Raw genomic sequence first — 24,368 nt, 5'->3', positions numbered from 1 at the left:
CCGGGTGAGGTGGCGTGGGGCGCGGACTAGGCAGCCTTGGGCAGCCGCACGGCGTCCGCCAGGATCATGTCGGACGCTTTTTCGGCGATCATGATGGTGGGCGCGTTCGTATTGCCCGAGACGATTTCCGGCATGATCGACGCGTCGACCACGCGCAGGTTCTGCATGCCGTGCACGCGCAGGCGGTCATCGACGACGGCCATGGCGTCATGTCCCATCTTGCAGGTGCCGCTCGGGTGGTAGATCGACTGGCTGAAGCGCCGCGCCGCGTCCAGCAATTCCGCATCCGTCTCGAACTGCGGGCCGGGCACGAACTCGGAAATGATGTGCGGCGCCAGCGACGGGGCGGCGGCGATTTTTCGCGCCACGCGCAGGGCCGCAATTGCCGTCTGCTGGTCGCGCGGGTCGGACAGATAATTCGGATAGATGCCCGGATAGGCGAGGGGATCGGCGGACTTGATCGACACGTGGCCACGGCTGTGCGGGCGCAGCTGGCACACGGACGACGTAAAGGCGGAAAACGGATGCGCGCCTTCGCCCGGCTTGTCGGCGCTCAGTGGCTGCATGTGGAACTGGATGTCGGGCCGCTCCACTTCGGGCGACGACCTGGTAAACACCGTCACCTGGCTGGCCGCCAAGGTCAAGGGCCCCGAGCGGGAAAACACATACTGCATGCCCACCCACAGCTTGCCCCACAGGCTGTTGACTTCATCGTTCAGGGTTTTCAGCCGCGTCTTGAAGACGAGGCGGATTTGCAGATGGTCTTGCAGGTTCTGTCCCACGCCGGGCAAGTCGTGCACCAGCGGCACGCCCACTTCCTCGAGCAGGGCGCGTGGGCCTACTCCCGAGCATTGCAGGATCTGCGGCGAGCCGATGGCGCCCGCGCATAAAATCACTTCGCCGCTGGCGCGCGCCTGGCGCAACTGGCCATCCTGCCGGAATTCGATGCCGACGGCGCGCTTGCCCTCGAACAGCACGCGCGTGATTTGCGCGCGCACTTCCACGCGCAGGTTGGCACGCTTGCGGGCAGGCCGCAAAAAGGCCTTGGCGGTGCTCCAGCGCAAGCCCTTGCTGGCCGTCTGCTGGAAGTAGCCCACGCCTTCCTGCGTGGCGCCGTTGTAGTCGGCATTGAAGGGAATGCCGCTTTCCGTGGCGCCCGCAATAAAGTGTTCCGCGATAGGACGGCGCAGGCGCAAGTCCGACACTTTCAAGGGGCCACCCACGCCGTGGTAATCGCTGGCGCCCCGTTCCTGGTCTTCCGATTTCTTGAAATAGGGCAAGATGTCGGCATAGCTCCAGCCTGCATTGCCCAGTTCGGCCCAGCGGTCGTAGTCTTCCTTCTGCCCCCGCACGTACAGCAAGCCGTTGAGCGAACTGGAGCCGCCCAAGACCTTGCCGCGCGGCCATTGCAGCTGGCGCCCGGCGATACCGGCGTCCGCTTCCGTGCGGTAGCACCAGTCCAGCCTGGGGTCGTGCATGGTCTTGAAATAGCCGACCGGCACGTGTATCCACGGATTATTGTCCTTGCCGCCTGCTTCCAGCAGCAATACCTGATTGTTGCTGTCGTGCGACAGGCGGTTGGCCAGCACGCAGCCGGCGGAACCGGCGCCGACCACGATGTAATCGTAGTGTGTTTGCAACATTGCTCTTGTCTCCTGCGTTGCGGTATCTAGCCGCCTCGATGGGCGTTTTTTGCGATACACTGGTCTTTATTGATTATTTTTGGAACATCTGGTTCCATTTATAAAAGACGTGCAGCACCGGGACAAGCGGAAACAGCCGCATACGCGAGAGGTGAAACAGAACATGCATGATGCGTTTCAAAAACGGCAGGCCGAGGCCGAAGAAGACAGCTCGGCGGGTGGCGCGGTAGCTGCCAGCACGGCGGCCAGCCATGGCGACGAGGCGCGGGGCTTGCGCGTGCTGCGCCTGATCGAGCACCTGGCCAGTGCCAGCCAGCCATTGACCTTGTCGCAGCTGGCCGCGCGCATGCAGGTGCCCAAGGCCAGCATGATGCGGCTGCTCGATACCCTGGAACAACATGGCTATGTGCTGCGCACGCCCGTGGGACGCGGCTACGTGCCCGGTGCCGCTTCCACCAACCTGGCGCTGGCCACCCTGCGCAACAATGCCCTGATCCGCGTGAGCCGCAGCATCCTGGGCAGTCTGGTGGCGGTCACGGGCGAGACGTGCAATCTGGCCATTCCCGAGGGTAATGCGATCGTCTATGTGGACCGCGTGGAAACGCAGGAACCGCTGCGCCTGCACCTGGTGCTGGGCAGCCGGGCGCCCATGCATTGCACGGCGAGTGGGAAACTATTCCTGGCGCATATGAATTTGCTGGAAAGGCGCGAGTTGCTGGCCATGCTGACCCTGCAGGCGCGCACGCCGAAAAGCATCACGGATCCCGCGCTGCTGGAACGCGAGATCGTGCGCATCGCCCGCCTGGGCATCGGCATCGACGACGAGGAATTCGTGCACGGCATGGTAGCCGTGGCCGTGCCCATCTGCGCGGCCGACGGGCGCATCGTGGCGGCCGTCGCCTGCCACGCGCCCGTGGCGAGAAAGTCCGTGGAGCAGCTGATGCAGCATGTGCCTCAACTCAAGGAGGCGGCCGTCAAGCTGCGGCCGCTATTGCTGGCGGAAAACAGCTAGGGTTTCAAGACCTTGGCCACTTTCGCCGCGCGCAGGCGGAACGCATCGGGCATGCCCGAGCCCAGCAGCGGGCGCAGATACAGGCGGAACGCATCCGTCACGTCCGTGCCGCTGGCGCTGATGAATTCGTCTTCCATAGTGCGCGTCTTGCCTGCTACCTCGGTGAGCGGCAGCAACTCGTAATCGACGGAATAAAAGCCCGTGCGCTTGATGGCGACGGAACCATCGCGATCGCCCCACATGGCGAACTGCACCGCCTTCTCGCCCACTTCGCGGGCTTCGCGTTGATCTACATCAGAGACGCAGCCGATGAAGGAGCGCTGCAGATAGCCGAAGGTATCGCCGCGCACGCGCTTGATGCCCAGTTTCGCCTTGATCTCGTCGCACAGCAGGTCGGCCAGCGCGCCCGTGCCGGACAATTGCACATTGCCGTGCGCATCGCGCTCCACTTCATTGCCCACCTGTTTGGCCAGCAGGCTGGCGATCGGTTCGCCCGAAGCGTCGTGGATGCCTTCCGAGACGGCGATCACGCAGCGGCCATGTTTTTCATACGTCGCCTTCACGTCGGCAAGAAATTGTTCCAGCACGAAGACGCGCTCGGGCAGATAGATCAGGTGCGGGCCATCGTCGGGAAACTTCTTGCCCAATGCCGAGGCGGCGGTCAGAAATCCCGCGTGGCGGCCCATCACGACGCCCACGTACACGCCGGGCAGGGCCGCGTTATCGAGGTTGGCGCCGGCGAACGCCTGCGCGACGAAACGCGCGGCAGACGGAAAGCCGGGCGTGTGGTCGCTGCCCACCAGGTCGTTGTCGATGGTTTTCGGAATGTGGATGCAGCGCAGCGGATAGCCGGCCTTGTGCGCTTCCTCGCTGACGATGCGCACCGTGTCGGACGAGTCGTTGCCGCCGATGTAAAAGAAATGTTCGATCTCGTGCGCGCGCAGCACTTCGAAGATTTGCTGGCAGTAGGCAATGTCCGGCTTGTCGCGCGTGGAGCCGAGGGCCGACGAGGGCGTGGCGGCCACCAGTTCCAGGTTATGGCTGGTTTCCTGCGTCAAATCGACGAATTCTTCGTTGACGATGCCGCGCACGCCGTGCAGCGCGCCATACACGCGCGTGACATGTTGAAAGCGCCGCGATTCGAGCACCACGCCCACCAGCGACTGGTTGATGACGGCGGTGGGGCCGCCTCCCTGGGCAACAAGAATTTTTCCAGACGGCATGGGATTTCCTCGTAAGTGGAACGGCCCTCCAGCCTACTCCTTTTTTTCCGGGGCGCTGTCTTTTCCCGTATTCCTGTCGAGGAATTGTTCCACGCGCTGCCAGAAATCCACGCGCGTGGCCGCCAAGCCCCAACGGTCGCCTTCGTCGGCGTACAACTGCCAGTCGACGCGGGGATTGTTCTGCTTGAGCTTGTCGCGCAATTGCGTGCCCTGATAGACGGGGACCTTGCTGTCGGCCCCCCCGTAGGCCAACAGCAGGGGCTGCGTCAACTTTTCGGCCTGATACATGGGGGAGTTGGCCTTGAGCAGGGCGGCATCGCGCACGGGATCGCCGATGCGTTGCGGCATGGTGTATTGTCTTGCTTCCTCGCCCATCCGGTGATCGACGCTCCAGTGCTGCGTAAACATTTTCGGCAAGTCGGTGATGCCGCCCCAGCTCACGCCGCAACGGAACAGATCGCCATCCTTGATCAAGCCCATCAGGGCGGCATACCCGCCATAGGCGCCGCCGCCGATGATGCAGATGCGCTGAGGATCGGCAATGCCTTGTGCGATGGCCCAGCGTGCGCCGTCGGCCAGGTCATCCTGCATGGCCAGCCCCCATTGTTTCCAGCCTGCTCGCAAATACTGGTCGCCACGGTCGCCGCTGCCGCGAAATTCGACTTGCAGCACGGCATAGCCGCGCGAAGCGAGAAATTGTCGCTCGCTCATCCAGTACCACAGGCTGCCACGTTCTGCTGGCGCACTGCGCACGAGTAGCAGCATCGGCAGTTTCTTGCCGCCCCCCTTGGGCAAGGTCAGCCAGGCAGGAATCTCCATGCCGTCGCGCGCTCGATATTGCATCAGATCGGTTTGCGCCATGTGCTCAGCATCGATGGCGGGACGGGCGCTGCCGATCTTTTGCAATTGCCGGGTTTGCTTGTTGTAGAGCAGGAAGGCACTGGGCTGGCGGTCCGAATATGCCGTCACGATGAGCTGCGGGCTGTCTGCCCTGGCGCTGCGTGAGATCAGGTTAATGGTCGCAGGCAATTGCGCATCGATGTCTTGCTGCACCGCCTTCCAGTCGGCGCTGAACCATTCGGTGGTGGTGGCATCATTGGTGTAGTAGACACCCAGCAGGCGTTTCTGGTCCGTGAGGATGCCGCCGTCGAAATCATAGCCCGCCAGCGTCACCAGCGGCTTGCCCGTGACGCGGCCAGCCGCCAGGTCATAGGCATACAGGGTGCGCTTGTCGGCGCCGTTGCGGCTGCTGACATACAAGGTGCCATCGGGACCGAATTCCAGCGGCGTAATGGCGTGAGGTTCGTTGTCGTAGGCATCCTGGCTGGCGATGGCACGCCAGCGTTGCTCGCCCTGTTCAAGGTAGTAGAACGTCTTGCGCCGGCCCTCGACAGCCGTAGCCAGGCGTGGTTTGCCGTGCTGGTCGAGCAGCCAGTGAAGCACGCCTTTGGCGGGGGGCGCCACCTTTTCCCATTGCTGGGTAGTGGTATCGAGGCGCAGCAAATCGAATTGTCCGACCCTCGCCGTATTCTCATTGAGCTCCTTGAACACGACGGCTTTCTGGACATAAATGACATCGGAATCCTGGGTACCGGACTGGTCCAGCAGATACACGGAGGACGGTAACTTCCTGGACGCGAAGCGCGGGTCATCCGGGATATCATCCATGGAAGCCAATTGGCGGTAATTGCTGCCATCGCGGTCGACGGCGAACATGCCCGGCGCATATTTGCGCTGGCCATCGGCCACCTGCGAGTCCCTGGTATCGAATACCAGTCGCTTGGCATTGACCCATGCCACGTTGCCGATGTCGCGGTCGCTGAAGCTGGCAACGACCTTGACTTCCTGGCTGGCTACATCGAGCACGGTCAGGCGCCGGCGCCGGTTGTCGCCCATCAGCAAGATGGCGACCGCGTTGCCGTCAGGCGACAGCGTGACACTGCTGATCTGATCTTCGTCAAAGAAGGCGGTGGCGCCGATGCGTGACGGGACGATAGCTTTGGTGCTGGCGGCTGCCGTTTGGGCGAGTGCTGGCGGCGATACGATGGCCAGCAACAGGCAGGCCATCGCGGCGCGGGTGAGTGTTGCACAGCTTGCCAAAGTAATGTTGCTGGGTGTCATTCCGCCTCCAGGAAATAGTAAATAAGATATCTATTTATGCACTATTTCTTGAAGGTATCATTGTTTGTACGTTTCAACCAGCAAGGTGCTATTCCGGCGCCCGGATATGCTCGACCAGCCCCGTGCTGCGGCGTCCCGGCGCCGGTGTCAGCCAGCTGACCAGCACGGCGGCGGCCAGGCCTGCCGGCACGCCGAAGATGCCGGCGGAGATGGGGGCGATATGAAACCATTGACCGCTGGCATTACCGCCCAACATGGTGCTGGTGTGCAGCATGTAATACAGGCATACGCCAAAGCCCGTCAGCATGCCGGCCAGCGCGCCCTGGTAGTTGGCACGTTTCCAGAACACGCCCAGCACCAGCGGCGGGAACAGGGTCGAGGCGGCCAGGGAAAACGCCACGCCCACCAGCGACAAAATGTCCGCCGGCTTTTGCGAGGCCGCATAGGCGGCGATGAAGGCCACGGCCAGCAGCAGCAATTTTGAAATCGTCACGCGCTTTTGCGTCGAAGCGCTGGGATCGACCACCTTGTAATAGATGTCGTGCGACAGGGCATTTGAAATGGCCAGCAGCAAGCCATCGGCCGTCGACAGGGCGGCAGCCAGGCCGCCGGCCGCCACCAGGCCGGAAATGACGTAAGGCAGGCCGGCGATCTCGGGCGTGGCCAGCACCAGCACGTCGGCATCGATGGATATTTCCGCCAGTTGCACGATGCCGTCGCGGTTGATGTCGACGATGCTGATCAGGGGACTGAGCTTGTCCACGTTGGCCCAGTACGACACCCAGGTGGGCAGGTTCGTGTATTGCGTGCCCACAAGAGCCGAGTAAATATCGTACTTGACCAGCACGGCCAGCGCAGGAATCGTGAGGTAGATCAACAAGATGAAGAACAGGGTCCAGAAGACGGAGACGCGCGTCTCGTGCACGGAGGGTGTGGTGTAGGATCGCATGAGGATATGCGGCAGGGCGGCCGTGCCCAGCATCATGCAAAACACGAGGGCCAGGAAATTGTTGCGCTTGATGTCGGACTGCTCCCGGTCGGCGGCGGGAAATGGCTGTGCGTGCGGAATGATCGGCTCGGCGCGCTTCTGGTTGTGCGCCTGCGCGGCCTGCCACAGCGCGCGCGCTTCATCGGGACTTTTCGGATAGGCGATCAGGTAGCGCTCCGCATTGCGGATGTCGAACAACGAGGCATTGCGCTGGCGCAAACTGTCGAGCTGGCGCTGGGCCGTCAGACGGCCTTGTTCCCAGGAGGCGGGCAAGCCGTCGATGCGCGCCTGGTAGCTGATGGCGCGCTGGCGGAAGATGGCACGCACCTCGTTTTCTTTCGGGTCCGTTTCCAGCACGTGTTCGCGCGCGCTCAGTTGCGGCAACACCTTGCCGTAGGCGATCTGCGGCACGGGATTGTCCGCATGCTTGACCGACAGCCACATGGCGGGAATCAGGAAGGCGACGAGGATGATGATGTATTGCGCCACCTGCGTCCAGGTGATGGCGCGCATGCCGCCGAGAAAGGAGCAGACGAGGATGCTGGCCAGGCCCAGGAAGATGCCGACGGAAAAATCCACGCCCGTGAAGCGCGAGGCGATCAGGCCGACGGCGTAGATCTGCGCCACCACATACGTAAACGAGACGATGATGGTGGCTGCCACGGCCACTACGCGCACGCTGGCACCCCGTTTGTCGGTACCGCTGCCATAGCGGGCGGCGAGGAAATCGGGAATCGTGTACTGGCTGAACTTGCGCAGGTAGGGGGCGATCAATAGCGCTACCAGGCAATAGCCGCCCGTCCAGCCCATGATGAAGGCCAGGCCGTCAAAGCCGTTCAGGTACAGGCCGCCGGCCAGGCTGATGAAGCTGGCCGCCGAAATCCAGTCGGCAGCCGTGGCCATGCCGTTGAACATGGCCGGTACCCTGCGCCCCGCCACATAGTATTCGGTGACGTTTGAGGTGCGGCTGATGACGCCGATGGTGGCGTACAGGGTGATGGTGACGAGCATGAACAGGTAGCCGATCCATGCGCGCGGCATGCCTTCCTGTTCCAGCACCGACAGGGCCAGCAGGAAGGCGGCGAAACCGGCCGTAAACAGCAGGTAGTAGCGGCACAGCCGCGCAAAGAAGCTGCGCTGGTCGCTCATGCGTGCTCCTCTGCATGAAAAGCCCGGTCGAGGCGCTGCATGCGCCAGGCATAGAAGGCGATGATGGCCAGGTACACCAGCGAGGCGCCCTGGGCCGCCATATAGAAGGGCAGCGGCCAGCCGAACAGATTTAAATGCAACAGTTCGCGCGCATAAAACACGGTCAGGAAGCCCGTCAGCAGCCAGACCAGCAGCAGGATGGCCGTCAGGCGCCGCGTCTTGCGCCAGTGGATATCGCGGCGCGACTGCAGCTCGGAGTTGGGCGTGCGCAACGGCACTGCGGGAGGGCTGGGCTTATCCATACGTGACCTCATCCTCTTCTGGCGCGTCCGGCAACAACAGGGCGATGCTCAGGCGCAGCAGGGTGCCCGGCAGCTTCGGCGAGTGCGCGCGCGGATTGTTAAAAATATCGACTTCGGCGCCATGCTGCTGGGCAATTTCGCGCACGATGGCCAGGCCCAGGCCGCTACCGTCGACATTGCTGCCGAGAATGCGGTAAAAGCGTTCGAAGACGTGGGCCCGCTCGGCTTGCGGTATGCCGGGGCCCGTATCTTCCACTTCCAGGATGGCCAGTTCCAGGGTGCTGCGCACGCGCACCGTGACGCTGCCGCCCGACGGCGTGTAGCGCAGGGCATTGTCGATCAGGTTGCTCAGCAGCTCGCGCAGCATCATGGCATTGCCGGAAATCATGATCGCATAGGCGGGCTGCTCGAAGCCCAAGTCGATATGCTGGGCAAACGAGGCTTGCACCCAGTCCTGTACCACGCCGCGCGCCAGTTCGCTCAGCTCGATCGGTTCGAACGCCGTGCCCGCCTGAGGCTGGTTTTCCGCGCGCGCCAGGGCCAGCAGCTGGTTGACCAGGCGCGTGGCCGCTTCCGAACTTTTCGCCAGTTGCAGCAGCGAGCGGTGGATCTCGTCGTGGTCGGTCTGGCGCAGCGCCAGCTCGGATTGCATACGCATGCCGGCCAGCGGCGTTTTCATCTGGTGCGCGGCATCGGCGATGAAGCGCTTCTGCATGTCGATCGACAACGACAGGCGCGCCAGCATCTCGTTGAGCGAACCGACCAGCGGCGTGATTTCCTCGGGTACCTGGCCCGATTCGATGGGCGATAAATCGTCAGGCGGCCGGGCACGTATGCGTTCCTGCAATTGCGCCAGCGGCGACAGGCCACGCGCCAGGGCAAACCAGACCAGGGCCAGGATCACGGGCAGGATGATGAACTGCGGCAAGATCACGCCCTTGATGATTTCATTGGCCAACTGGGCGCGTTTTTCCAGGGTTTCCGCCACCTGCACCAGCGCGCGCTGCGGCTCGTCGTTGTTGCTGGACGGAATGTCGAGATAGCTGAACGCCACGCGCACGGGCGTGCCATGGATGGTGTCGTTGCGAAACAGCACCATGCCGCTGCGGTATTTGTCGGGGTCCTGCGGCGGCGGCAAATCGCGGTCGCCGTCGAGGTATTCGCCGCGCGGACCCACCACCAGGTAATACAGGGTGTCGATATCGTCGCCGCGCAGGAAGTCGCGGCCCTTGTTGTTACTGTTCTTTTCCGGCACGCGGCGCAGCATGGCGCCGTCGGCCTGCTTGACCTGCTGCGTGAGCACGGTCACGCTGTCTTCCAGCGCATGGTCGAACGGCTGATTGGCGATGCCCTTGGCCACCAGATAGGTGATGGCGATGCTCATCGGCCACAGCAGCAGCAAGGGCGCCAGCATCCAGTCGAGGATTTCGCCGAACAGCGAATGCTCGATGGTGTCGTCCTGCTCCGTGGTGGGCGGTTCGAACCAGTCGTCGTCGTCCGCTTCGTCCGCTGGCGCCTCGCGCACCTTCACTTGCTGGCGGGTCCGCTGGCCGGGCTTGCCGATTCGCCCGCTTCGGCGTTCAGGCGCGCCGCTTCCGAGTATTTTTCCAGGCAATAGCCGAGGCCGCGCACGGTGGCGATGCGCACGCCGCCCACCTCGATCTTCTTGCGCAGGCGGTGGACATACACTTCGATGGCGTTGTTCGACACTTCTTCGCCCCATTCGCACAGGTGGTCGACCAGTTGTTCTTTCGAGACGAGGCGGCCGGTGCGGCCCAGCAGGATTTCCAGCAAGCCCAGTTCGCGCGCCGACAGGTCGAGCATCTGGTCGTTGATGTAGGCGCTGCGCCCCACCTGGTCGTAGCTGAGGGGGCCGTGCTTGATGATGGTGGCGCCGCCGCCGGCGCCGCGGCGCGTCAGGGCGCGCACTCTTGCCTCCAGTTCCGACAAGGCGAACGGCTTGGCCATATAATCATCGGCACCGAGGTCGAGGCCATTCACGCGCTGCTCGATGGAATCGGCGGCCGTCAGGATCAGCACCGGCAGCAGCGAGGCGCGCGCGCGCAGGCGGCGCAGCACTTCCAGGCCGGACATCTTGGGCAAGCCCAGGTCGAGGATCAGCAAGTCGAATTCCTGGGTGGACAGGGCCGTATCGGCCTCCTGGCCCGTCTTGACGTAGTCGATCGCATAACCGGACTGGCGCAGCGAGCGGGTCAGGCCATCGGCCAGCACGCTGTCATCTTCGGCAAGTAAAATACGCATGGTGCACTTCCTATGCTTGCGGCGGTAGAAGTTTGTATTGTGTTTCATTTTCCGCAAGGTGGCGAGTTTTTGTGAGAAACCAGGCTTGTATTGATCTGTTTCAAAACAAATCCACGTTCCGCTTGCATTGATCACTGTTTTTTTATACAGTACTGTCTGTGTAAAGAATTTAACCCACTGGCGCTATCGCAGGCTGCGGGATTCACGTGAATCCGCAACTGTAGAACGGCTGAAAGAACATATGGACGATAAAAAAGCTGTAGTACCCGCATCGGAAAAAGCCAAGGCGCTCGCCGCCGCACTGGCGCAGATCGAGAAGCAGTTTGGCAAAGGTTCGGTCATGCGCATGGATGCCAGCGCAGCGATCGAAGAAGTGCAAGTCGTGTCGACCGGTTCGCTCGGCCTCGATATCGCGCTGGGCGTGGGCGGTTTGCCGCGTGGCCGCGTGGTGGAAATCTACGGTCCGGAATCGTCAGGTAAAACCACCCTGACCCTGCAAACCATCGCTGAGATGCAAAAACTGGGCGGCACCTGCGCCTTTATCGATGCCGAGCATGCGCTGGACGTCGGTTACGCGCAAAAGCTGGGCGTGAACCTGCATGAATTGCTGATCTCGCAACCGGATACGGGCGAGCAGGCACTGGAAATCTGCGACGCCCTCGTGCGTTCGGGCAGCGTCGACCTCGTCGTCATCGACTCCGTGGCCGCACTGACGCCACGCGCCGAGATCGAAGGCGACATGGGCGATTCCCTGCCAGGCTTGCAAGCGCGCCTGATGTCGCAAGCCCTGCGCAAGCTGACCGGTTCCATCAACCGCACGAATACCCTGGTCATCTTCATCAACCAGATCCGCATGAAGATCGGCGTGATGTTCGGCAGCCCGGAAACGACCACCGGCGGCAATGCGCTGAAATTCTACGCCTCCGTGCGCCTGGATATCCGCCGCACCGGCTCGATCAAGTCCGGCGATGAAGTGATCGGCAACGAAACCAAGGTCAAGGTCGTCAAGAACAAGATCGCGCCACCGTTCAAGGAAGCGCACTTCGACATCCTGTACGGCGCCGGCACCTCGCGCGAAGGCGAAATCCTGGATTTGGGCTCGGATGCCAAGATCGTGGAAAAATCCGGTTCGTGGTACAGCTACAACGGCGAACGCATCGGCCAGGGCAAGGACAACGCCCGCGCCTTCCTGCAAGAGCGTCCGGCACTGGCCCGCGAAATCGAAAACAAGGTCCGCGCTTCGCTGGGCGTGCGCGAACTGCCGCCGCTGGCCGCTGAAAAGCCGGAAAAAGCGGATAAAGCCGCCGACAAGGCTGCCAAGGCTGCGGAAGCCAAGGCAGAGTAGGTCGGATTAGCGCGGCAAAGCCGCGCGTAATCCGACAACACCACAGACGTCAACAATGTTGTCGGATCAGACGCCAACAATGTTGTCGGATTACGGCCCAAGGGGCCTAATCCGACCTACGCGCGGCTCACCGCATAGTATGACCACGATCGCCGTCCCGCGCTGTTGCGCCGGGCGGCGATTGTGTTTGGATGGCTTGATCGTGGAATGAAAGACAAGGTGGGTGTATGGCCGCAGTACAACTAAGCCTGAAGGGCAGGGCGCTACGCTTTCTGTCGATGCGCGAACATAGCCGCATGGAATTGCGGCGCAAGCTGCAGCGCCATGCGCAGGAGGGCGATGATGTGGAAGCCTTGCTCGACAGCCTGGAGCAAGCGAACTGGCTGTCGCAGGAGCGTTTTTCCGAGTCGCTGATCCACCGCCGCTCGGCCCGCTTCGGCAATAGCCGCATCATGGCGGAATTGCAAAGCCATGGCATCGGTGGCGAGGCGCTGCAGGAACTCAAGGCGGGCTTGGCCGAAGGGGAGGTTGCGCGCGCCTGCGAGGTGTGGCGCCGCAAATTTGGCGAGGTGGCGCAGGATGCCGAGCAGCGCAACAAGCAGATGCGCTTCCTGATGCAGCGCGGCTTTTCCCAGCGTGCCGTGCAGGTGGCCTTGAAGGGACTGGAGCCCGAGGACGACTAGGTGCGCGCCGCTGACCGTCCAGCTGGCCCTGGTCTCGCTGTGTTCCATCTGCAACAGTTCAGGGCTGCCCTGTACCTTGCTTGTCAGGCAAGCTCGCTCCGGATCATTGTTTTACTGGTAAGTTCACTTTCTTTGCCATCCGCCTGGCAATCGGATGGCATATTGTTGCGCTGCATGGGGCCGGGCTTGGCCGCGCTGCCGTCGGCTGGGCCGGCGCGGCAATCTGAGGTATGTCGCGGCATCCATCGGCCATATCTATCATCACCATCCGTGATAACGGTGTGAATTTCCATGTGTATTCTTTATGCTTTGAAATGTTTTTATCGAAGCAATGAAAAATTATGTTGCGGCGCAACCAGCGCCCAGTGTGCTACACTTTTAGGGTTTTTGCGGCGCCGCAGGTGCGGTTGCTGTTCGTAGAAGCTGCGAACAGAGTGCTTTAGGCACATGGCTGCTTACTAAATTATGGCCGCGCAAGCGGCATCGGTCTTATGCCCCTGTCAACTCCCGTATCCCGGCGCGCCCTACGGCACTCCCGTGTTATCGACGTCCAAGCGTATGTGCGCGACGACGGCCTGTGGGATATTGACGCCCATATCACCGATATCAAAAGCTATGACGCGACCCTGGCCTCCGGCCCCCGTCCCGCCGGCGCCCCTCTGCATGACCTCCATTTACGCATTACCGTCGATCGCGAACTGAACATTGTCGAGGCCGAGGCTGCCTCCGATGCCGTACCCTATCCCGGTTTTTGCGATACCATCGGCCCCGCTTACAGGGCGCTGATCGGTCTGAATTTATTGAAGAATTTCCGCCGCGACTTGAAACAGCGCCTGGCGGGAATCGCTGGCTGTACCCATTTGACCGAACTGGCGCAAGTCTTGCCGACTGCGACGGTTCAGGCATTTGCCGGCGATGTCTGGTCGACCCGTGACGGTGCGAATGCTGACTTATCGCATGAAAAGCCGTTTCAACTCGACAAATGCCACGCCCTGCGCACGGATGGCGGGGCAGTTGCACAGTATTACCCGCGCTGGGTAGCCAAGCCGTGATCCCGGCGCTTTCCTGTTTTTTTTGCACCACTAACCGTATTTTTACACATCAGTATCAGAAGGGAAGCCAGCATGAAAATCCATGAGTATCAAGCCAAAGAAATCCTCCGGCAATTCGGAGTGACGGTACCACGCGGTATTCCGTGCATGTCCGTCGAAGAAGCCGTCAAGGCTGCGGAAACCCTGGGCGGCCCGGTGTGGGTTGTCAAGGCGCAGATCCACGCAGGTGGCCGCGGCAAGGGCGGCGGCGTGAAAGTGGCAAAATCGATGGAACAGGTCAAGGAATACGCTGACCAGATCATGGGCATGCAGCTGATCACGCATCAGACCAGCGCCGAAGGCCAGAAAGTCAACCGCCTGCTGGTGGAAGAAGGCGCCGACATCAAACAGGAACTGTACGTTTCGCTGGTCACCGACCGCGTCACCCAGAAAATCGTCCTGATGGCATCGTCCGAAGGCGGCATGGACATCGAAGAAGTGGCCGAGAGCCACCCAGAGAAGATCCACCACGTCACCATCGAGCCGAGCGTTGGCCTGACCGATGCCCAGGCAGACGACATCGCGACCAAAATCGGCGTGCCTGCCGGTTCCATCGTCGACGCCCGCGTCAACCTGCAAGGCCTGTACAAAGCATACTGGGAAACCGATTGCTCGCTGGCCGAAATCAATCCGCTGATCGTCACCGGCAGCGGCAAGGTCATCGCCCTGGACGCCAAGTTCAACTTTGACCCGAACGCCCTGTTCCGTCATCCGGAAATCATCGCCCTGCGCGACCTGGACGAAGAAGATCCAGCTGAAATCGAAGCGTCGAAATTCGACCTGGCCTACATCTCGCTCGACGGCAACATCGGTTGCCTGGTGAACGGCGCCGGTCTGGCCATGGCCACCATGGACACGATCAAACTGTTCGGCGGCGAGCCAGCCAACTTCCTGGACGTCGGCGGCGGCGCCACGGCAGAAAAAGTGACCGAAGCGTTCAAGATCATGCTGAAAAACCCAGGCCTGAAAGCCATCCTGGTGAACATTTTCGGCGGCATCATGCGTTGCGACGTGATCGCTGAAGGCGTTATCGCCGCAGTGAAAGCCGTCTCGCTGAACGTGCCGCTGGTCGTGCGCATGAAGGGCACCAACGAAGACCTGGGCAAAAAGATGCTGGCCGATTCCGGTCTGCCTATCATCGCAGCCGACACCATGGAAGATGCAGCCAAGAGCGTCGTTGCCGCTGCTGCCGGTCAAGCTTAATTAAGGAATCAACATGTCCATTCTGATCAATAAAGATACCAAAGTCGTTACCCAAGGGATCACCGGCAAGACCGGCCAGTTCCACACCCGCGGTTGCCGCGACTACGCGAACGGCAAAGCTGCCTTCGTGGCAGGCGTGAACCCGAAGAAAGCCGGCGAAGATTTCGAAGGCATTCCTATTTTCGCTAACGTTACCGAAGCGAAAAAAGAAACCGGCGCCAACGTTTCCGTCATCTACGTACCGCCAGCAGGCACGGCAGCGGCGATCTGGGAAGCTGTCGAAGCTGAAATGGATCTGGCCATTTGCATCACCGAAGGCATTCCTGTCCGCGACATGATGGCTTTGAAAGACCGCATGGCCAAAGCCAACAGCAAAACCTTGCTGCTGGGCCCTAACTGCCCAGGCTTGATCACGCCAGACGAAATCAAGATCGGCATCATGCCAGGCCACATCCACAAGAAGGGCCGTATCGGCGTGGTGTCGCGTTCGGGCACCCTGACCTATGAAGCAGTGGGTCAGCTGACCGCACTGGGCCTGGGCCAATCGTCGGCAGTCGGCATCGGCGGCGACCCGATCAACGGTCTGAAGCACATCGACATCATGAAGATGTTCAATGATGATCCAGATACCGACGCGGTCATCATGATCGGCGAAATCGGCGGTCCGGACGAAGCCAACGCGGCTTATTGGATCAAAGACAACATGAAAAAACCGGTCGTCGGCTTCATCGCTGGCGTGACCGCTCCTCCAGGCAAGCGCATGGGCCACGCCGGCGCGCTGATCTCGGGCGGTGCCGATACGGCACAAGCCAAGCTGGAAATCATGGAAGCATGCGGCATCACCGTGACCAAAAACCCGTCGGAAATGGCGCGTCTGCTGAAAGCCATGCTGTAATTCCAGCCTGGTCATAGCAGTACAAAAAAGGAGCTTCGGCTCCTTTTTTTTGTCCGCAAGACAGGCCGATTCCCGGCCCGGGGGGGACGGCGCTGGTCGGATACGGCCCAAATGCGTCGCTTTTCTTTCCACGTGTGCCGCCGCTGCCCGGGCGCGCCGCTGGCATGGCGCTTGCACCATGCACGGCGTGAGCAATGCACAATGGGAGGATACGATGCGCGCGCAAAGCGGATTTACCCTGATAGAACTGATGATCGTGGTGGCCATCGCCGGTATCCTGGCGGCCGTGGCCATTCCCCAATATGGCGACTACACGATGCGGGCCAAGGTCAGCAATGTGCTGGCGGCCGCTGCCCCCTTGAAAACGGCCGTGGCCCTGTGCGTGCAGGAAAACGGCGGGCTGGCCACCGCCTGCAGCACGCCCACCCAGGCCGTGCCCAGCACCATCCCCGTGTTCAGCGCCACGCGCGAAGTGGCCAGCGCCACAGTGGACAAGGGCGATATCGTGCTGACCCTGGCGGCCGACTTGGGCACGGGTATCGGTGGACAAACCGTGACGATGACCATGAAGTCGGGCACGAGCAGCCTGACCTGGTTCAATAGCACCACCGTGACGAATCCGGCGGCGAAGGAAGCGATTACCAAAAACAACATTCCCGACGTGACGCCGACGCTGTAAGTGGGGTCTGCCGCGCCAGCGTCAGACGATTTTTTGCCGGTCTGCGATCAGCGCTTCATAGGTGAGGTTTTGCAGCAGGGTGTAGTGGGTCGGTTCCAGGTCGATGAATTGCACGCCATACGTATAGATTTCCGCCACGCCGGCGGCATTCCCATTCGACGGCTTGCCCACGCTGACGTTCTGGATGCGGGCGCGCGTGTTGACGCGCATCTGGTGCTTGTTCGGTTGCACCAGCAGGGTAAAGCTCAGTGCCACGCCTTCGTCATCGGGCGTGAGCATGCTGGGCGCCTCGATCAGCGCGCCCGAGACGCTGAGGTTGACGATGAACACGGGCACGGCCGCCACATCGCGATAGCTGAGCTGCGCGGGAATTTCCACTTTCACGCGCATGGCCGTGCGCAGGCTGGTGCCCTGGATGGCGTCGGGAAAACTCAGGTGGACGTAATTGAGGGGGCGGCCGAAGATGCGCAGCACGCTGCAGGAAAACGAACAGACGGTGACGCCGGAAAACACGCGGATGGTCAGCTTGTCACCCTCGTTGAGCACGATGGAGGCGCCGTTTTCCATGGGAATCTTGACGATCAGGTACTCGTCTTTCACATAGCCGATCACGGTCGAGAAATGCTGGATGGGTTTGATGGTGCGGTGCGTGATGAACTGGATGCGTCCCCCCACCTGCAGATTCATGGCCTCGAATTCGAAGTCCTGGAGCTTGCTTTCCGCGGCGGGCTTGTTGCTTGTCATGCGATGCTCATCTTGATATGGACGACTCGCAGTATGCATGATTTCTTGATGAAAAAGCATTTATATCAATGAAATTCATATTGGCATCGAAAAATGCCATGCGCAGGTGCAGGTGCGCGGTTCAGGCTTTACAATTGCGTCAATATTGACGAACGTAAACCTTATGCAACGCAGCTACTTCTGGACCATGTTGTTCCTGATCCTGCATCAAATCGACGCTGCCTACTGGAAAGAGTGGGAGATGTTTCATGTGCCGGGCGGCGTGCAGGGTTTTCTCGTGTTTAACCTGGCGGCGATTGCCGTGGTGCTGGCCGGTTACCGGCATGTGTTGCTGAACACCCGACACGCGTCCCGCTATGCGGCAATATGCGCCGCGCTGGGCGTGGGAACGTGTCTGATCCATGCCGGCTTTGCGCTGGCGGGGCTGGAACAATTCCACTTGCCCCTGTCCGTGGCCGTCATCGCGCTATGCCTGCTGTGTGGCGCCTGGCTGCTGCGCGACCTGCGCCGCGTCAAGCTCCATCTTGCGCGCCAGGCAGCGTGATTACACCTCGGCGTGCCAGTCGCCCGATTTGCCGCCATGCTTTTCCAGCACGCGCACATTCGTCATGACCATGCTACGGTCGACAGCCTTGCACATGTCGTAGATCGTCAATAAACCGATCTGCACGGAAGTGAGCGCTTCCATTTCCACGCCCGTCTTGCCTGTGATATCGGCCTTGACGCTTAAAGGTACTGAGTGCCAGGTACGCTTGGCAGACTATGTATATAGCATCTTTTTGTTTTCCTGCCATAGATTTCTGATTCATGTATTGATGACGGCTTTTGGTCAATGCCTTGTTGGTGATCTGAAGTTGTTGCTGATGCAGTGGATTATCAGCTATTCGCAGTCGCTGCCTGGCTTATCAAGTGCGTCAACAAGTTTGCAAGTCTGCAAGTCCCATCCTTCCTGCTTATTACTTGCCACCTTCTATTCTATTGCTGTTTTTGTATTTTGCATGGATTCATGTGAAGACAGCAATGTCATTTTTTCCTATAAGACATATCTTTCGATTTTTCTCAATAACGAGCGTTTTTTTATTCGATATATTTCAGGAGTGTTGTTAGTACTTTCTGAGATGTATGAGCAATATCCCCTTCATCCATGCTGCATGGAAGGTGACCTGAATGTGGACGCCTGCGAACACCGTATGCGCCAGACGTGATGTTTTTCTATGGATGTCAACATGACTTCAATGATGAAAAATCTTCGTTTGTTTAAGTATCTTCTCGGGCTATCTTGTATTTTGGTAATTGCCGCATGCGGCGGCGGTACTGGCAGTGCGCCTGACGCACCTGTAATTATTCCCGTCACCCCCGTCACCCCCGTTCCGCCTGTCACGCCTGTCACTCCGGTGATCCCGGTTACCCCGGTCATCCCAGTCACCCCGGTCCCACCAATCATCCCAGTCATTCCCGTCACCCCCGTTATTCCTGATCCCTTGCCCGAACTACGAATTTTGGTCATCGGTCAATCGATATCGTCGAATTGCAATGAACATGTTTATCCTGCTGTGGATAATGTATTTCAGGTTGGTAAAGATGGCGTGATAAAAATCGCAAGCGATCCCTTTGAGTGGGCCGATTGTAAGAATGGATCAATGTGGATGCCGCTGGGGAAAAAGCTGATTGGAGCCGGTATCGCGCGTAAAGTGATTTTCATGCCGATCGGCGTGGGGGGAACCAAAGTGTCGGATTGGCAGGCAGGTGGCGTGGCATTTGGAAAACTCAACAGTGCAATCGGATTAATCCAGGCGCAAGAAATTAAATTTGATTTTGCGTTTTGGCACCAGGGTTCCTCGGATTTTGGTACCGGTAAGGATTTATATGTGCGACGATTGGGTGAGGTAATTGACTACGTCAATAGTAAAGTCAAGGTAAACCGCTGGATGATTGCCATTCATTCGCGTTGCGGGATGGCATATGACCGTAATATCGAGTCTGCTCAATTAGTATTTGGTAATGCTCCTCATTTGAAGCGTTATCCCGGACCAAACACTAATTTGCTGGGTGATGAGTACAGGTTTGATGCTTGTCATTTCACCGAAAAAGGACAAGAAAGAATGGCGTCGATGTGGCTCGATTCGGTGAAAGCTGCTCTTGAATGACATCTGCATGAGGGCAGCGCCCCTGTGCCCTTAGCCAGGCGATACACGCCATGGCGTTAGTGGTCCTGGCTCTTTTCATGGGAAGCGCCATGCATCTGCCTGCGTGCATCTGGCCGCCAAGCTAACGCCTTGACGGTGCTGCGTACTCAACTCGTGGCTTGCCGCTGGAGCTCACACGGCCGCTGTCCAGTCGCCCGACTTGCCGCCATGCTTTTCCAGCACGCGCACATTCGTCATGACCATGCCCCGGTCGACGGCCTTGCACATGTCGTAGATCGTCAATAAACCGATCTGCACGGAAGTGAGCGCTTCCATTTCCACGCCCGTCTTGCCCGTCGTGTCGACTTGGGCGCGGCAGTGCACGCTGTTGGCCGCTTCGTCCACTTCAAAATCGACGGTGACGCGCGTGAGGGCCAGCGGGTGGCACAGGGGAATCAGGTCGCTGGTGCGCTTGGCGCCCATGATGGCGGCGATGCGGGCGATGCCCAGCACGTCGCCTTTCTTGGCGGTGCCGGAAATAATCAATGCCAGGGTGGCGGGCTGCATGCGGATGGTGCCGGCGGCCACGGCGCTGCGGCGCGTGTCTTCCTTGCTGCCCACGTCCACCATATGGGCCTGGCCCGTGGCGTCGAAATGGGTCAGTTCCCCGGCGGGGGCTTGCTTGTCTGCTGTTGTCATGGCGTCAAAATAGGTGAGGGGTGGGGGCGCGGCACGCCGGACCACGACGTCATGCCACTGGCATGGCGCATGCTTGGTGCGTGGGAATGGGTGCCGCGAACAAGGTATGATAGCACCCGTGAATTCAAAAACTTCCCTTCCGATCGTCCTTGAAAACGCCGCTGCGGCATGGCTGCGCGGCTCACGGCGCGCATCGGTGCTGGCCATCCTCTGCTGCGCTGCGCCCTGTGCGCTGGCGCAAACCTATACCTCCGCGCCAGCGGCGCCGGTTGCCAGCGCATCCGCCAAGCCGGCCGGCAGCTGGACGCCGCTGGCCGTGCCGCCGGCGCCGAACCTGCCGAACCTGGGCGACACCTCGCGCGAAGACCTGTCGCCGGCGATGGAGCGCAAGATCGGCGAGGAAATCATGCGCGGCATCCGCGGCGATCGCGACTACCTCGACGATGCGCCCTTGCTGGAATACCTGAATACCTTCGGCAACGCCCTCGTGGCGGCGCGCCCCAGCGTGCGCGGCGAAACGAATTACGACTATTTCTTCTTTGCCGTGCGCGACCCCCAGCTGAACGCGTTTGCCTTGCCGGGCGGTTTCATCGGCGTGCACTCGGCCCTGGTGCTGGCGGCGCAAACGGAGGCGGAACTGGCTTCCGTGCTGTCGCACGAGATCGGCCACGTGGCGCAGCGCCATATCGCGCGCATGCTGGGCCAGCAGCGTCAGGATGCCCTGATGCCGCTGGCGGCCATGCTGCTGGCAGCGCTCGCTTCACGGGCGGGCGGCGACGTGGCGATGGGCGTGTTTGCCGCCGGCCAGGGCCTGGCCATCCAGCGCCAGCTCAATTTTGGCCGCGACGCCGAGCGCGAGGCGGACCGCATCGGCTTCCAGATCATGGGTGAGGCCGGTTTCGATACCACCGGCATGGTGGCCTTCTTCGGCCGCATGCAGGCGGCCAGCCGTTCGTACAGCGACCTGATGCCCGCCTACCTGCAGACCCACCCGCTGACGACGGAACGCATCGCCGACATCCAGGCGCGCATCCGCGAACAGCCCTACAAGCAGCGTGCGGACAGCCTGAGTTTTCACCTGGCCCGGGCCCGCGCCCGCGTGCTGCAGGATGAAAGCGTGCAAGGCCTGTTGAACGCCAAGGCCGTCTTCAAGACGCAGCTGGAACAGCAAAGCCGCTTCCAGGTGACGGCCGCCCACTATGGCTTGTCCTTTGTTGCCGTCAAGCAGGGCAAGCCGGCGGAGGCGCAAAAGGAACTCGATGCGGCCAATGCGGCCCTGCACCAGCCGGCCGGGCCGAATGTATTTACCTCGGGCGGCACGCAGGACCCCAATTCCCTGTTGGCGGCGATGGCGCTGGAAGTGCTGTTGATGCCGGCGCAAAAGAAGGAAGTGGCGCAACAGGCCCTGAAGGCGGCGGACGCTGCGCGCCAGCAGTTTCCCCTCTCGCGCGGCATTGCCCACCAGTATGCGGAAGCGCTGATGGCTGCCGGCAAGCTGGAGCAATCCACCCTGTATCTGCGCGACCAGGTGCAGCTCTACAAGGAAGAGCCGGAACTCTACGATTTATTGGCGAAAGCCTATGCGGATCAAGGCAAGATGACCTTGCAGCACATGGCGCTGGCCGAATCCTACGTGCTGCAGGGCGCCACCATGGCCGCGCTGGACCAGCTGACGATCGCCCGCAAGTCGACGGACGCGACCTTTTATGACCAGGCCGTGATCGATGCGCGCGAGCGGGAATTGCAGGAAAAACGCCGCGAACAGATCAAGGACCAGAAGGGCTGACTTTTATTCGGCTTGCGGCGCCTGCTGGAAGCCGAAGGTCTGCGGTACGCTGGCATAGGCCAGCGGCTGCACGGCAATCTCCTTGCCGTTATGCAATAACATCAAATTGCCTTGCGCATCTTCCAGCCAGGCCAGCAGGGCTTCGTCGCCCACCGCTTGCCCGTCGAGGCGCAGCGCAGGCAGCACCTGGGCCATGTCGCGGTCATCGACCTGCGCGACGATGTCGCCGTGGCGCAGGATCAGCGCGCCGTTATCGCACCAATACGCTTGCTCGATCTGTTCCAGCGGCGCACCCGTCTGCAAGACAAAACCGTGCTGCGGGTCGCTGCGGGCGATATACGGCGTCGCTTCCAGATTCAGATACACGCGCTGCGGGCCGTTCTGGAAAAACCAGCAACCGCGTTCGTCATGATCGTAATTGCGGTTGATAAATCCCAACAGGGCCACGTGGGCGATCTTGTCGCCTGGCAGTTGTTGCTGTTGCGCATGCTGGTCGCGCATGCGCCAGTGGCCGCGCGCGTCCAGGCCCAGCCAGCCGTAGCAGTGGGGCACGTTCGGCCATTTGGTCAGGGCCTGCTTGACGAGTTCATCCATGTGTAGCGTTTTCCGTGTGAGTGCGCGTGCCGTCAGCGTGACAGGTTTGCGGTGCCGATGGCGCCGTGTTGCCGCCTTCAAAAAAATGGATCAGGCGTTGCGGCAGCCAGCGTGTGCTTCCCGGCAACTTGCCAGCGGCAAAGCCGACGTGGCCGCCGTGGCGCGGATATTCGAGCGTGACCTGCGGCGCGGCGCTGCGCGGCAAGAAGCGCCCGGGCAGGAAGGGGTCATTTTGCGCATTCAGTACCAGGGTCGGCACGGTGATGTCGTGCAAGACGTGCTTGGCGCTGGCGCGGTGCCAGTAATCGTCGGCGTCGCGGTAGCCGTGCAAGGGCGCCGTGACGACATTGTCGAAGGCGTGCAAGTCGCGCGCGGTCAGCATGGCGTCGCGCGCGAACAGGCCGGGATACTGTTCCAGCTTGGCCAGGCATTTCGGCTTGAGCGTGTTCAGGAACATGCGCGTGTAGAGCCGGTTGGCGCCGGAGGACAGGGCCTTGCCCCCTTGCGCCAGGTCCAGCGGGGCGGACACGGCCGCCGCCGCATCGATGAAATCGGCCTGGTGCTGCGACTGGCCCAGCCAGCACAGCAGGGCATTGCCGCCCAGCGACACGCCGGCCGCGTAAAATTTTCCCGTGGCGCGCGGGCGCAGCGTGCGCATGACCCAGTCCACTTCCTGCGCGTCGCCCGAATGGTAAAAGCGCGGCGCCAGGTTCGCTTCGCCCGAGCAGCCGCGAAAATGCGGCACGGCGCCCGACCAGCCGCGCGCTGCCACCTCGGCCATCAGGGCGCGCGCGTAATGGCTGTTCGACGAGCCTTCCAGGCCGTGGAACAGCACCACGAAGGGCTGGCCCGGCTGGCCATCGACCAGGTCGACGTCGACGAAGTCGCCATCGGGCGCTTGCCAGCGTTCGCGGCGGAAGGCCACGGCAGGCTTGGCGAGGCACACGGCCGGATAAATCGTCTGCGCGTGGCCGCCAGGCAGCCAGAGCGGGGCGGTGTAGGGGGCGTTGTAGATAAGAGGCAAAGACATCAGTGCAGGATCTGCGTCCCCGCGGCGTCGGCCGGTGCGCCGCCGGGGGCGATGGAGGCGTGGTGCAGCACGATGCGCCAGCCGCGCGGCGTTTTTACATACACATTCGTCGCCAGCAGATGCGCCGGACCGCCCTCTTCCTGGGTGACGCCTTCGATCACCGTGTGCACTGAACTCATCAGATTGTGCGTTTCATGCAGCTGCGCCGGCACGATGTGCAGGCCGCCGCCGGCCAAAATGGTTTCCCACGAGGCGCGGATGGCGGCGTGGCCGATCAGGCGCGCGCCGCCCGGGTGGATGCAGACGATCTCTTCATCGTCGGCCCATAGCGCCATCAGCGCTTCGAGGTCGGCGCGGTGCAAGGCATCGTAGAACGCCGCTTCGACTTCGGCGGCGCTGCCATTGAGTTCTTTCAGACGTTTCATGACGACTCCGGCTTGATCGGTACAGCTAGCTGTGTAAATGAAAACGGCGCGCTGGGGGCGCGCCGCTGGGCAGTTTAATGATGGCCGGCGCTGGCGCCTTCCTTCAGGGTGTAGGCCGTGCCGCAGTAAGGGCACTTGGCGATACCGTCCTTGTTGAATTCCAGGAACACACGCGGATGCGACGACCACAGCGGCATGGCCGGGTTAGGGCAGTGGGCTGGCAGGTCTTTACTGTCGAGTTCGACCGCTGGCTGGGTGATTTTTGTCATCTTGTCATGCTCCGTGAGGCTGTATGGAAGGAAGTCGGCTGCTGCCAAAACCACGATTTTAACGGATTCAGGCAGACAGCAAAAATCATGGCTAAAATG

25 protein-coding genes and 1 pseudogene are annotated in these 24,368 nt (G+C 61.1%); 11 read left to right on the top strand and 15 right to left on the bottom strand.

The genetic code is table 11. The features are described from left to right. Window positions 1-26: 26 nt before the first annotated feature. The gene (locus CSQ91_RS18275; protein ID WP_099389154.1) at window positions 27-1,643 is read right to left on the bottom strand and encodes a GMC family oxidoreductase; all 1,617 of its coding nucleotides are present in this window, start codon (window positions 1,641-1,643) and stop codon (window positions 27-29) included. 163 nt (window positions 1,644-1,806) lie between these two features. Between CSQ91_RS18275 and CSQ91_RS18270 the strand changes: the two genes are divergently transcribed. Continuing rightward, window positions 1,807-2,655: an IclR family transcriptional regulator gene (locus CSQ91_RS18270; RefSeq protein WP_080753760.1), complete on the top strand. Its 849-nt coding sequence runs from the start codon at window positions 1,807-1,809 to the stop codon at window positions 2,653-2,655. Here the strand turns inward: CSQ91_RS18270 and CSQ91_RS18265 are convergent. The 6 genes from CSQ91_RS18265 to CSQ91_RS18240 all read right to left on the bottom strand — a co-directional run bounded on the left by CSQ91_RS18265 (window position 2,652) and on the right by CSQ91_RS18240 (window position 10,700). After that, complete coding sequence (locus CSQ91_RS18265) at window positions 2,652-3,878, bottom strand: 6-phosphofructokinase (protein ID WP_034788665.1); 1,227 nt, start codon at window positions 3,876-3,878, stop codon at window positions 2,652-2,654. The two genes, CSQ91_RS18270 and CSQ91_RS18265, sit on opposite strands and share 4 nt — an antisense overlap. A gap of 33 nt (window positions 3,879-3,911) precedes the next feature. After that, window positions 3,912-5,999, bottom strand: coding sequence for an alpha/beta hydrolase family protein (locus CSQ91_RS18260; protein ID WP_257217391.1), 2,088 nt, complete (start codon window positions 5,997-5,999; stop codon window positions 3,912-3,914). Between the two features lie 88 nt (window positions 6,000-6,087). Beyond that, on the bottom strand, window positions 6,088-8,136 hold the full coding sequence (locus CSQ91_RS18255; RefSeq protein ID WP_099389152.1) for a sodium:solute symporter family protein: 2,049 nt from the start codon (window positions 8,134-8,136) through the stop codon (window positions 6,088-6,090). Continuing rightward, entirely contained in the window at window positions 8,133-8,438 is a 306-nt protein-coding gene (locus tag CSQ91_RS18250; RefSeq protein ID WP_099389151.1) for a DUF4212 domain-containing protein, read from the bottom strand. Before CSQ91_RS18250 ends, CSQ91_RS18255 begins: the two co-directional genes overlap by 4 nt. After that, a complete protein-coding gene (locus CSQ91_RS18245) occupies window positions 8,431-9,963 on the bottom strand; it encodes a sensor histidine kinase (RefSeq protein ID WP_070281687.1) in 1,533 nt (510 codons plus the stop codon). The genes CSQ91_RS18250 and CSQ91_RS18245 overlap by 8 nt, the downstream gene beginning before the upstream one ends. A 2-nt stretch (window positions 9,964-9,965) precedes the next feature. After that, a complete protein-coding gene (locus CSQ91_RS18240; RefSeq protein WP_034746066.1) occupies window positions 9,966-10,700 on the bottom strand; it encodes a response regulator in 735 nt (244 codons plus the stop codon). A 241-nt stretch (window positions 10,701-10,941) separates the two neighbouring features. Between CSQ91_RS18240 and recA the strand changes: the two genes are divergently transcribed. Together recA and recX are read left to right on the top strand one after the other, a co-directional pair. Further along, window positions 10,942-12,045 carry a recombinase RecA gene (gene recA, locus CSQ91_RS18235; protein ID WP_034788660.1) on the top strand — a complete coding sequence of 368 codons (1,104 nt, stop codon included), beginning with the start codon at window positions 10,942-10,944 and terminating at the stop codon, window positions 12,043-12,045. 227 nt (window positions 12,046-12,272) lie between these two features. Further along, a complete protein-coding gene (recX, locus tag CSQ91_RS18230) occupies window positions 12,273-12,728 on the top strand; it encodes a recombination regulator RecX (RefSeq protein WP_070254658.1) in 456 nt (151 codons plus the stop codon). A gap of 83 nt (window positions 12,729-12,811) precedes the next feature. On the opposite strand, the gene CSQ91_RS28730 is transcribed toward recX, so the two are convergent. Continuing rightward, the gene (locus tag CSQ91_RS28730) at window positions 12,812-13,021 is read right to left on the bottom strand and encodes a hypothetical protein (protein WP_143451053.1); all 210 of its coding nucleotides are present in this window, start codon (window positions 13,019-13,021) and stop codon (window positions 12,812-12,814) included. 198 nt (window positions 13,022-13,219) lie between these two features. On the opposite strand from CSQ91_RS28730, the gene CSQ91_RS18225 reads away from it, so the two are divergent. The 4 genes from CSQ91_RS18225 (at window position 13,220) to CSQ91_RS18210 (ending at window position 16,596) form a co-directional block, all read left to right on the top strand. Next, window positions 13,220-13,780 carry a DUF2889 domain-containing protein gene (locus tag CSQ91_RS18225; RefSeq protein ID WP_034788654.1) on the top strand — a complete coding sequence of 187 codons (561 nt, stop codon included), beginning with the start codon at window positions 13,220-13,222 and terminating at the stop codon, window positions 13,778-13,780. 72 nt (window positions 13,781-13,852) lie between these two features. Further along, a complete protein-coding gene (sucC, locus tag CSQ91_RS18220; protein ID WP_034788653.1) occupies window positions 13,853-15,022 on the top strand; it encodes an ADP-forming succinate--CoA ligase subunit beta in 1,170 nt (389 codons plus the stop codon). Window positions 15,023-15,035: 13 nt separating this feature from the next. Then, entirely contained in the window at window positions 15,036-15,917 is an 882-nt protein-coding gene (gene sucD, locus CSQ91_RS18215) for a succinate--CoA ligase subunit alpha (protein WP_099389150.1), read from the top strand. A 214-nt stretch (window positions 15,918-16,131) separates the two neighbouring features. Continuing rightward, window positions 16,132-16,596, top strand: coding sequence for a pilin (locus CSQ91_RS18210; RefSeq protein ID WP_099389317.1), 465 nt, complete (start codon window positions 16,132-16,134; stop codon window positions 16,594-16,596). A gap of 21 nt (window positions 16,597-16,617) precedes the next feature. On the opposite strand, the gene CSQ91_RS18205 is transcribed toward CSQ91_RS18210, so the two are convergent. After that, window positions 16,618-17,340, bottom strand: a complete 723-nt coding sequence (locus CSQ91_RS18205) for a flagellar brake protein (RefSeq protein ID WP_034788650.1) — start codon at window positions 17,338-17,340, stop codon at window positions 16,618-16,620. A gap of 163 nt (window positions 17,341-17,503) precedes the next feature. Here CSQ91_RS18205 and CSQ91_RS18200 point away from each other — a divergent pair, with 163 nt between their 5' ends. Continuing rightward, window positions 17,504-17,884, top strand: coding sequence for a DUF6713 family protein (locus CSQ91_RS18200; protein ID WP_099389149.1), 381 nt, complete (start codon window positions 17,504-17,506; stop codon window positions 17,882-17,884). On the opposite strand, the pseudogene CSQ91_RS18195 reads toward CSQ91_RS18200, so the two are convergent. After that, window positions 17,885-18,049: pseudogene (locus tag CSQ91_RS18195) on the bottom strand (cyclic pyranopterin monophosphate synthase MoaC); the annotation flags it as partial. Between CSQ91_RS18195 and CSQ91_RS28985 the strand changes: the two are divergent. Then, window positions 18,015-18,545, top strand: coding sequence for a hypothetical protein (locus CSQ91_RS28985; protein WP_180278455.1), 531 nt, complete (start codon window positions 18,015-18,017; stop codon window positions 18,543-18,545). The pseudogene CSQ91_RS18195 and the gene CSQ91_RS28985 sit on opposite strands and share 35 nt — an antisense overlap. Before the next feature lie 21 nt (window positions 18,546-18,566). Further along, complete coding sequence (locus CSQ91_RS18190; protein WP_180278454.1) at window positions 18,567-19,487, top strand: sialate O-acetylesterase; 921 nt, start codon at window positions 18,567-18,569, stop codon at window positions 19,485-19,487. A 171-nt stretch (window positions 19,488-19,658) separates the two neighbouring features. Here CSQ91_RS18190 and moaC read toward each other — a convergent pair whose 3' ends face one another. Beyond that, the gene (gene moaC / locus CSQ91_RS18185) at window positions 19,659-20,165 is read right to left on the bottom strand and encodes a cyclic pyranopterin monophosphate synthase MoaC (RefSeq protein ID WP_034780632.1); all 507 of its coding nucleotides are present in this window, start codon (window positions 20,163-20,165) and stop codon (window positions 19,659-19,661) included. A 196-nt stretch (window positions 20,166-20,361) separates the two neighbouring features. Here moaC and CSQ91_RS18180 point away from each other — a divergent pair, with 196 nt between their 5' ends. Then, window positions 20,362-21,951 (top strand): beta-barrel assembly-enhancing protease, encoded by a 1,590-nt coding sequence (locus CSQ91_RS18180; protein ID WP_099389147.1) that lies wholly within the window; start codon window positions 20,362-20,364, stop codon window positions 21,949-21,951. Window positions 21,952-21,954: 3 nt separating this feature from the next. On the opposite strand, the gene CSQ91_RS18175 is transcribed toward CSQ91_RS18180, so the two are convergent. The 4 genes from CSQ91_RS18175 to CSQ91_RS18160 all read right to left on the bottom strand — a co-directional run bounded on the left by CSQ91_RS18175 (window position 21,955) and on the right by CSQ91_RS18160 (window position 24,269). Beyond that, complete coding sequence (locus CSQ91_RS18175) at window positions 21,955-22,545, bottom strand: DUF2946 family protein (RefSeq protein ID WP_099389146.1); 591 nt, start codon at window positions 22,543-22,545, stop codon at window positions 21,955-21,957. Then, window positions 22,538-23,575 carry a YheT family hydrolase gene (locus CSQ91_RS18170; RefSeq protein WP_099389145.1) on the bottom strand — a complete coding sequence of 346 codons (1,038 nt, stop codon included), beginning with the start codon at window positions 23,573-23,575 and terminating at the stop codon, window positions 22,538-22,540. The genes CSQ91_RS18175 and CSQ91_RS18170 overlap by 8 nt, the downstream gene beginning before the upstream one ends. Beyond that, window positions 23,575-24,000 (bottom strand): YybH family protein, encoded by a 426-nt coding sequence (locus tag CSQ91_RS18165; RefSeq protein WP_034746103.1) that lies wholly within the window; start codon window positions 23,998-24,000, stop codon window positions 23,575-23,577. The genes CSQ91_RS18170 and CSQ91_RS18165 overlap by 1 nt, the downstream gene beginning before the upstream one ends. Before the next feature lie 74 nt (window positions 24,001-24,074). Beyond that, window positions 24,075-24,269, bottom strand: coding sequence for a zinc-finger domain-containing protein (locus CSQ91_RS18160; RefSeq protein ID WP_099389144.1), 195 nt, complete (start codon window positions 24,267-24,269; stop codon window positions 24,075-24,077). Window positions 24,270-24,368: the final 99 nt, after the last annotated feature.

Origin of the sequence: Janthinobacterium sp. BJB301 (genome assembly GCF_002735685.1) — a bacterium.
In the GTDB taxonomy this organism is placed as follows: Bacteria; Pseudomonadota; Gammaproteobacteria; order Burkholderiales; family Burkholderiaceae_D; genus Janthinobacterium; species Janthinobacterium lividum.
The sequence above is the reverse complement of the archived record's forward strand: the minus strand, read 5'-3'. Positions and strand labels throughout refer to the sequence as shown.